Origin of the sequence: Mycobacterium sp. (assembly GCF_049280035.1) — a bacterium.
Taxonomy (GTDB): domain Bacteria; phylum Actinomycetota; class Actinomycetes; order Mycobacteriales; family Mycobacteriaceae; genus Mycobacterium.
On sequence record NZ_JBAPPI010000025.1, the window covers coordinates 1 to 8455 of the forward strand.

General features: G+C 64.4%; 8 protein-coding genes and 1 tRNA gene. 6 read left to right on the plus strand and 3 right to left on the minus strand.

All coding sequences use genetic code 11. The features are described 5' to 3' along the window. Positions 1–200 precede the first annotated feature (200 nt). From WAN71_RS00860 to WAN71_RS00870, 3 genes are all read left to right on the plus strand, one after another. Positions 201–854, plus strand: coding sequence for a TetR/AcrR family transcriptional regulator (locus tag WAN71_RS00860; RefSeq protein WP_422223519.1), 654 nt, complete (start codon positions 201–203; stop codon positions 852–854). A 115-nt stretch (positions 855–969) separates the two neighbouring features. Further along, positions 970–2640, plus strand: coding sequence for a GMC oxidoreductase (locus WAN71_RS00865; protein WP_422223520.1), 1671 nt, complete (start codon positions 970–972; stop codon positions 2638–2640). 69 nt (positions 2641–2709) lie between these two features. Further along, positions 2710–3465 (plus strand): MmpS family transport accessory protein, encoded by a 756-nt coding sequence (locus WAN71_RS00870; RefSeq protein ID WP_422223521.1) that lies wholly within the window; start codon positions 2710–2712, stop codon positions 3463–3465. Positions 3466–3524: 59 nt separating this feature from the next. Here WAN71_RS00870 and WAN71_RS00875 read toward each other — a convergent pair whose 3' ends face one another. Further along, a complete protein-coding gene (locus WAN71_RS00875; RefSeq protein WP_422223522.1) occupies positions 3525–4853 on the minus strand; it encodes an MFS transporter in 1329 nt (442 codons plus the stop codon). A 78-nt stretch (positions 4854–4931) separates the two neighbouring features. On the opposite strand from WAN71_RS00875, the gene cmrA reads away from it, so the two are divergent. Next, positions 4932–5735, plus strand: coding sequence for a mycolate reductase (cmrA, locus tag WAN71_RS00880; protein ID WP_422223523.1), 804 nt, complete (start codon positions 4932–4934; stop codon positions 5733–5735). A 1-nt stretch (position 5736) separates the two neighbouring features. Here cmrA and WAN71_RS00885 read toward each other — a convergent pair whose 3' ends face one another. Continuing rightward, positions 5737–7290: a helicase HerA-like domain-containing protein gene (locus WAN71_RS00885; protein ID WP_422223524.1), complete on the minus strand. Its 1554-nt coding sequence runs from the start codon at positions 7288–7290 to the stop codon at positions 5737–5739. 173 nt (positions 7291–7463) lie between these two features. Here WAN71_RS00885 and orn point away from each other — a divergent pair, with 173 nt between their 5' ends. After that, positions 7464–8111 (plus strand): oligoribonuclease, encoded by a 648-nt coding sequence (gene orn / locus WAN71_RS00890; RefSeq protein WP_422223525.1) that lies wholly within the window; start codon positions 7464–7466, stop codon positions 8109–8111. A 55-nt stretch (positions 8112–8166) separates the two neighbouring features. Beyond that, positions 8167–8242, plus strand: a tRNA-His gene (locus tag WAN71_RS00895). 8 nt (positions 8243–8250) lie between these two features. Here WAN71_RS00895 and WAN71_RS00900 read toward each other — a convergent pair. After that, the coding region (locus tag WAN71_RS00900) for a L,D-transpeptidase family protein (protein ID WP_422223526.1) at positions 8251–8455 on the minus strand (205 nt) is incomplete at its 5' end.

Genomic DNA, 8455 nt, shown 5'->3' on the forward strand with positions numbered 1-8455 from the left:
GTGCGAGCCCGTTCCGGGCCGCCCAGGGCGGCCGCAGCCAGCTTGTCGCGCAGCTGGGCGACAAGTGCGCGGTGCGCTTCGCGGTTTTCGGCCGGAGAGGTCATCGGATGCATGCCAATTTCGGTTAATGATCACTAACTCGTGATATGTTAGTGGCGATTAACCGAAGTGTCCAGCATGAGTTGTCGCGGGAGGCCGTCATGGCAGTGTCTGCTCCGGCCGATCACAGCGACCGCAGTGACGACAGGGGCCACGCCGAGGCGCCGAATCGCCGCAGTCGACGCAAATCGGACCGTCGTTTGCAACTGCTATCGGCCGCTGAGCGGCTGTTCGCCGAACGTGGATTTCTGGCGGTCCGGCTGGAAGACATCGGCGCCGCAGCCGGGGTCAGCGGCCCAGCGATCTACCGGCACTTCCCCAACAAGGAGTCGCTACTGGTCGAGTTGTTGGTCGGCATCAGCACCCGTCTGCTGGCCGGTGCGCGCGAGGTCACATCCCGCGAGGCCGACGCCGCCGCGGCGCTGGACGGCTTGATCGACTTCCACCTCGACTTCGCGTTGGGTGAACCGGATCTGATCCGCATCCAGGATCGTGACCTGGCCCATCTACCGGCCGCGGCCGAACGCCAGGTGCGCCGCGCGCAGCGCCAGTACGTGGAGGTCTGGGTGGGCGTGCTGCGCGAGCTCGAGCCCGGGCTTGCCGAGACCGACGCCCGGCTGATGGCGCACGCCGTGTTCGGTCTGCTCAACTCCACTCCACACAGCCTCAAGCCTGACGATGGCAAGGCCGTGCGATCGCGGGCGGTGATGCGGGCGATGACGGTCGCCGCGTTGACCGTCGGCGCATCGCGGTAATGACGCGCTTGCTCAATCCGAGCCATAACTGATCGGCCGGACGTATTCTCAGCGTCTCTGCTAAGGCTCGATCGCGGTCGATCGATGGCCCCCCGCAGCTTGCGAGAGGACTTCGATGAGTCCCGACTATGACGTGATCGTGATCGGATCGGGTTTCGGCGGCTCGGTTACCGCTCTTCGCCTGAGCGAGAAGGGATACCGCGTCGGCGTGCTCGAGCAGGGTGCGCGCTGGCGCCCGGAGGACTACCCGCCCGACAGTGTACCTTTGCGAAAGACCATGTGGCAGCCCAGTTTCGGCCTCACTGGCCCGCTGCGGCTCACCGTTTTGAAGAACGTCGCTATCCAGTCGGCCGTTGGCGTCGGTGGCGGTTCACTGATCTACGGCAATGTTCTCTACGAACCGCCGGAGCAGTTCTACAACGATCCGCAATGGGCCTCGATCACGGACTGGAAGGCCGAGTTAGCGCCGTATTACGACCAAGCCAAACGAATGCTCGGCGTAGCGACGAATCCGAGGTTGACGCCCACAGATGACATCTTCAAGTCAATCGCAGACGATTTGGGTATTGCCGACACGTTCCACCCGACCCAGGTGGGCTCATTCTTCGGCGAGCCCGGCAAGACGGTTTCCGACCCGTACTTCGGTGGCATCGGACCAAACCGCGCCGGCTGCGTCTTCTGTGGGCGCTGCATAAATGGATGCGCGCACAACGCCAAGAACACCCTCGACCGCAACTACTTGTACCTGGCGGAAAAGGCCGGCGCGCAGGTCCACCCGATGACGACCGTCGTCGACGTCCGTGAATCGCCTGCCGGCGGGTACCAGGTCGAAACCGTCCACACTGGGCGGTGGGTTCGCAAACAACACCGGACCTGGCGCGCCGATCAGGTGGTGTTCTCCGCCGCCGCGCTCGGCACGCAAAACCTGCTCCACCGACTGCGGGCCAACGGTTCCTTACCCCGGATCTCGGCGCGGTTGGGTGAACTGGCGCGGACCAACTCGGAGGTCGCCCTGCTCGCGACCTCGCGAACTCGCACGGATCTGGCCCAGGGTGTGGCCGGGACGTCATCGATCCACCCCGATGCGAACACGCACATCGAAGCCTTCCGCGTCGGCAAGGGCAGCAACTGGGGATACCTACTGACCACCACCCTGGTCGACGGCGACCGACACCGTCTCGCCAAATGGGTGCTGACGAATCTGCGTCATCCGACCGCATTCGCCCGCTCCTTCAACGCTCGGAGAGCCTCCGAGAGATCAATAAGCCTGCTTGTCATGCAGGACTTGAACAATTCGCTGACCACCTACCTCAAACGCGGCCTTTTCGGCACGAAACTGAACTCCCGACAGGGCCGGGGCGCGCCCAATCCGAACTGGAATCCGGTCGCCAACGACGTAGTCCGACGTGCTGCCGCAAAGATCGACGGTGACCCCCGCGGCTATTATTTCGACGTCCTCAACCGACCGACCACCGCGCATTTCATCGGCGGTTGTCCCATCGGCGATTCACCGGCAACGGGCGTCGTTGACCCGTACGAGCGCCTATACGGTTATCCGGGCCTGCACATCATTGATGGGTCGACGATCACGGCCAACTTGGGCGTCAACCCCGCCCTCACGATCACCGCGCAGTCGGAACGAGCGGTCGCGCTCTGGCCCAACAAGGGCGACCCCGACCCTCGTCCTCCACTCGGCTCCAATTATCAGCGGGTTGCGCCGGTCCGGCCGCGTAATCCGCTCGTGCCCGAAAGCGCACCGGGGGCGCTTCGCCTATCGGCGATCTAACTCAGCCGCTGAGCAGAAGTCTCGGCGGCGGGCGTCGTGCTGCAGGTAACCTTCCACCATGAGGTGGGCATGAACGATCCGCGTCGGTCCGAGCACGCCCGTTTAGCTCAAGAGGGGACCGAACAAACCCAACGAATACGTCAGCCTTATCCGACGTACACCGACCCGGCTTACAGCGGGCAGTCGTCCTATCCGCCCCCGTACTACCCCGGCTCAGCGCCCAATTCGAACGCAACCCACCCGACCGACAAGCTGCCGCAGTACTGGGGGCACGGTCAGCCTCCGCCGGATCAGCCACCGGAAGAACCCGCGCCTGGGCGGCCGAAAGCACCGCGCTGGCTGTGGATCGCCGCTGCCGCGGCGGTGCTGATGGTTGCCGCACTGGTCATCGCCCTGGTGATCGCCAACGGCACAGCGCGGAAGCAAAGCGCGGTGCCACCGCTGCCGATGCCGAGTTCACCAAATTCCGCGTCGACCGCACCGTCGTCGTCGCCTTCGCCGTCGGCCAGCGCATCGGCGCCGACCAGCACCGAATCAAGTGAGCCCAGCAACGCGGGCGCGATGCAGACCGTGGAGTACAACGTCACCGGCGAAGGCCGCGCAATCAGCATCACCTATGTGGACAACGACGGGCTGATGCAGACCGAATTCAACGTCGCGTTGCCGTGGAGCAAGGAAGTCAGCCTGAAGGCGTCCGGCAGCGCGAAGGCCAACATCACGATCATCAATATCGGCCACGACGTCACCTGCACGGTGACCGTGGACGGGGTCGAGGTCAACGAACGCACCGGCGCTGGCCTAACAGTCTGCAACGGATCGGGCTGAACTTGATTGTCCGGCTCCTCCTCGCGCCACGGCGCGCATCGTCGCCGGACTGACCCGGCTCAAACCCCCGTCGGAGTGAGGCTTCGGCGCGGGGTACGGACCATTAGCAAGCCCAGCAGCCCGACACCCATGACCAGACACAGCCCGCCCATGCCGGCGCGGACGGCGCCGAACACGTCGACGAAGACCGAAAACAGCCAAGGCGCCAAGAAAGACACCGCACGTCCGGTCATCGTGTAAAGGCCGAAGGCCACGCCTTCCTTGCCATCTCTGGACATCCTCAGCAGCAGCGTGCGCGCCGATGCCTGCGCCGGCCCGATGAACAGGCACAGCATCAGTCCGGTGACCCAGAACGCGCGGGGACCGGACAAAACCATCATGGTAAGAGCGAACACGATGATGCTGGCCAGCGATACGACGATCACCGGCTTGGATCCGATCCGGTCGTCGACGAACCCGCCGAGCACAGCTCCGAGCGCTGCCACCACGCTCGCGGCCACCCCGAAAATCAGCACATCGGCCGGAGAGATCCCATACACGTTGACACCGAGCACGCCGCCGAAGGTGAATACGCCGGCCAGCCCATCCCTGAAGACCGCGCTGGCCAGCAGGAAATACACCAGGTTGCGATCCCGGCGCCATTCGGCTGCCAGCTCGGTCCATAACTTGCGGTAACCGCCGAGCAGGCCCCGCACGGGAGCGGCGACTTCGGCAACGGCAGGCAGCCGGTGCGCGGTCAGCAGCAGCGGCAGCGCGAACACCGCTAACCACCCGGCGGCAACCAGCATCGCCGTCCGGACGTTCATCCCGTCGGCAGCCGACACCTGCAGCACTCCGCAGGTAGCGCCTTTGCCGGAAATGAAGCCGAAGTAGACCACCAGCAGCAACCCCACGCTGCCGGAAAATCCCGCTGCCAAGCCGAAACCGGAGATCCGGCCGGAGGTTTCCGGGGTTGAAAGCTGACGGAGCATCGCGTTGTACGGGACGCTGGCCAGATCGCCGCACGCCGCGGTCGCCGCGAGCAGCGCCAATCCCAGAAACAAATACTCCGGACGCTCACGGATCAGGCTCATAGCGCATGTCAGCGCCACCGCCAAACCGGTCAGCACGGTCAGGGCCACGCGCCGCCGGTGCGGATCCTCCACCCACACGCCGATCAGCGGCGCCAGCAGCGCGATGGTCACCCCGGCGACCGCCAGCGCGCGACCCAGCCAACTCGCCGGTGGAGCACCACCGGGCATCCCCTGACCGACGCTGTCGGTCAGATAAACCGAGAACACGAACGTCACCACGATCGCGCTCAGCCCGGCAGCACCGGTGTCCCACAGTGCCCACGTCAGCACCCGGGATCGCTCGGATCTGCGCGAACCCGACCCCGGGTTGCCCATGCTCGCACTTTAATGTCTGGTCGCCGACCCGCAGCGCCCGGCTTCGCCGCGCTCGCGATCGGCTCCTACCATTGGCGGGTGCCAGTACCCGCGCCCAGCCCCGACGCTCGTGCCGTCGTCACCGGAGCCTCCCAGAACATCGGCGAAGCACTGGCCACCGAACTGGCCACCCGCGGCTACAGCCTGATCATCACCGCGCGGCGCGAAGACGTCCTCACCAACCTTGCCGGCCGTCTGACCGACAAATATGGGGTCACCGTCGAAGTACGTCCGGCCGACCTCGCCGACACGACGGAACGCGCCAAACTGGTCGACGAGTTGGCCACCCGCAACATCTCGATCCTCTGCGCCAACGCGGGCACTGCGACCTTTGGTCCGCTCTCGACACTCGACGCAGCGGTGGAAAGGGCGCAGGTACAGCTAAATGCGATCGCCGTGCACGATCTCGTGCTTGCGGTGCTGCCGGGGATGATCGAGCGAAAGGCCGGCGGCATCTTGATTTCTGGTTCGGCGGCAGGCAATTCGCCGATCCCCTACAACGCGACCTATGCGGCCAGCAAAGCGTTCGTGAATACGTTCAGCGAGTCCTTGCGCGGGGAACTGCGTAAATCCGGCGTGCACGTCACACTGCTGGCACCCGGCCCGGTGCGCACCGAGCTACCCGACCCGGCCGAAGCGTCGATCGTCGAGAAGCTGGTGCCCGACTTTTTGTGGATCTCCACCGAGCACACAGCGAAGAAGTCTTTAGATGCATTGAAGCGCAACAAGATGCGCGTCGTGCCCGGCTTGACGTCCAAGGCTATGTCAGTGGCGAGCCAATACGCGCCGCGCGCTATTGTCGCGCCGATCGTCGGAAGCTTCTACAAAAAGCTGGGCGACTGACCTATCGGCGGCGGCGCCCGTTGCCGGTGAAGAAGCCCTTAAAGAGGTCGACGAGGAAGACCCTGAACTCTCGGCTGTTCACGAAACGCTTGAACCAACCTGGCTTCTTCGCAGTCGCAGGCGCCGACTTCGATCCCGCCTCCGCGGGCGGGCCGGCCTGGGCAGCTTGCGCTTTTTCGGCTTCGATCTTCTCGTAGGCGGATTCCCGGTCGACGGTTTGACCGTACGTTGCCTGCAGCGGGCTGGACTTGGCCGCAGTGCCGATCGCGTCGTCGCCGATGGCAGCCATCAGCGAACGGGGCGAGCGCAGCCTGGTCCACGCGACCGGAGTCGGGGCACCGCGCTCCGACAACACGGTGACGACCGCTTCGCCGATGCCCAGCGAGGTCAATGCCGAAGCCAGGTCGTAGACATCGGTTTTCGGATAGGTGCGAACCGTTTTTGTCAGCGCCTTCTGGTCATCGGGAGTAAACGCGCGCAGCGCGTGCTGAATGCGCGCCCCCAACTGCGACAGCACCTCGTTGGGCACATCGGTGGACAACTGAGTGCAGAAGAACACACCAACGCCGCGGGAGCGGATCAACTTGACGGTCTGCTCGACCTGCTCGAGAAACGCCTTCGACGCATCGGCGAACAAGAGGTGAGCCTCGTCAAAGAAGAACACCAGCTTAGGTTTGTCGACGTCGCCGATCTCGGGCAAGGACTTGAAGAGATCGGACAGCACCCACATCAAGAATGTGGAGAACAGGACCGGGCGTGCGGCCTGGTCGCCCAGTTCCAGCAGTGAGATGACCCCATGACCTTTGTCATCAAAACGCAGGAGGTCCTTGGGTTTTAGTTCCGGTTCGCCGAAAAAAGTATCGGCACCTTCGGCTTCCAGATTGACCAAGGCACGCAGGATGACGCCGGCCGTTTGCGCGGAAACGCCGCCAAGCGCCTTCAAATCGCCCTTGCCCTCGTCGCTAGTGAGTTTACTGATCACCGCGCGCAGGTCCTTCAGGTCCAGCAGCTCGTAGTGTTGCTGCTCGGCATAGTGGAAGATCAGACCTAACGTCGACTCTTGGGTAGCGTTGAGCCCCAACACTTTTGATAGCAGGACGGGCCCGAAGCTAGCAATGGTAGCCCGCACCGGAACACCGATGCCTTTGGTGCCCAACGACAAAAAGTCCACCGGGAAGGCGCTCGCCTGCCACGTCTCGCCGGTTTCCTTGGCGCGCGCGGTGACCTTGTCGCTGCTCTGTCCGGGTCGCGACAGGCCGGATAGGTCGCCCTTGACGTCGGCCATCAGCACCGGCACGCCCGCCGCCGAGAGCTGCTCGGCGATCAGCTGCAGCGTCTTGGTCTTGCCGGTGCCCGTCGCTCCGGCCACCAAACCGTGCCGGTTGATAGTGGCCAGCGGGATGCGGATTTGCGCGGCCGGGTCGGCCGTGCCCTCCACGACGACCGTGCCCAACTCCAAGGCCTGGCCCTCGACGGCGTAGCCGGCCGCGATCTGCTGCGCTGGAGTCACTGGAGTACCAGCCGATGCGCTGCGCGGTGTCGACTCGGAGCTCATCGTGACGTCTGCCTCTCCCTGGTAGTCGTAGTCCCGCGACGATGCGGGCCGCTTCCGGCCCGCTGAGGAGCCGGACAATCAAGCTAGTACCGACAACGCACGACCTTACTGGTTGACGCGCCTTGGCGGGGTGGCTGCAGGTCTGGCAGCCAACTTTGCCTACTGTGAACGCTGTGCGGGACGAACTGGTGTGGATCGACTGCGAAATGACCGGGCTGGATCTGCGTTCGGACAAGTTGATCGAAATTGCCGTGCTGGTCACCGACGCAGAGCTGAACGTTCTCGGCGATGGGGTTGACGTGGTGATCCACGCTGACGATGCGGCGTTGTCATCCATGATCGACGTGGTCGCCGAAATGCACACCCGCTCCGGCCTCATCGAGGAGGTGCGCGCGTCCACTGTGGATGTGGCGACCGCGGAGACGATGGTGCTCGACTACATCCGCGAACACGTCAAACAAGCCAAAACGGCACCGCTGGCCGGTAACTCGATTGCCACCGACCGTGGATTCATCGCCCGCGACATGCCTGCACTCGACTCGTACCTGCACTACCGGATGATCGATGTGAGCTCGATCAAAGAATTGTGTCGCCGCTGGTATCCGCGCATCTACTACGGCCAGCCGGCCAAGGGCCTGGCGCACCGCGCGCTGGCCGACATCCACGAATCCATCCGCGAATTGCAGTACTACCGGCGGACCGCGTTCGTCCCGCCGCCGGGGCCTGCCACCAGCGACATTGCCGCGGTAGCCGTCGCGCTGGGGGGTGAACCGGCCACGTCGGAGGCAATCGATTCGGCTGCCGAGCGCCCGAACGGCTAGTATCGACGTCGCTGCCTGTCCACGCGGAACCTCGCGTAGCCGGCTGGCGGCAATGGTGGGTGTAGTTCAGTTGGTAGAGCGTCAGGTTGTGATCCTGAATGTCGCGGGTTCGAGTCCCGTCACTCACCCCAAACAGGCGTCACGCCTTAGCGTTGCCGGCGTGCCACTGATCCCACGGGATGTTCCAGTCGCCAAGACCTTCGGTCCCCGACAGTGGCGGCCCCAAGGTGTTGAGCACTTCCACGATGTCGCCGCGCTTAGTGTGCTCGAAGAACCACTGCGCGTTGCTGGGACTGACATTCAGACAGCCGTGGCTGGTGTTGGTGTGGCCCTGAGCGCCCACC

Coding starts and splice junctions, on each gene's coding strand:
- WAN71_RS00860 (WP_422223519.1), top strand. CDS start 201: ATGGCAGTGTCTGCTCCGGCCGATCACAGCGACCGCAGTGACGACAGG.
- WAN71_RS00865 (WP_422223520.1), top strand. CDS start 970: ATGAGTCCCGACTATGACGTGATCGTGATCGGATCGGGTTTCGGCGGC.
- WAN71_RS00870 (WP_422223521.1), top strand. CDS start 2,710: ATGAACGATCCGCGTCGGTCCGAGCACGCCCGTTTAGCTCAAGAGGGG.
- WAN71_RS00875 (WP_422223522.1), bottom strand. CDS start 4,853: ATGGGCAACCCGGGGTCGGGTTCGCGCAGATCCGAGCGATCCCGGGTG.
- WAN71_RS00885 (WP_422223524.1), bottom strand. CDS start 7,290: ATGAGCTCCGAGTCGACACCGCGCAGCGCATCGGCTGGTACTCCAGTG.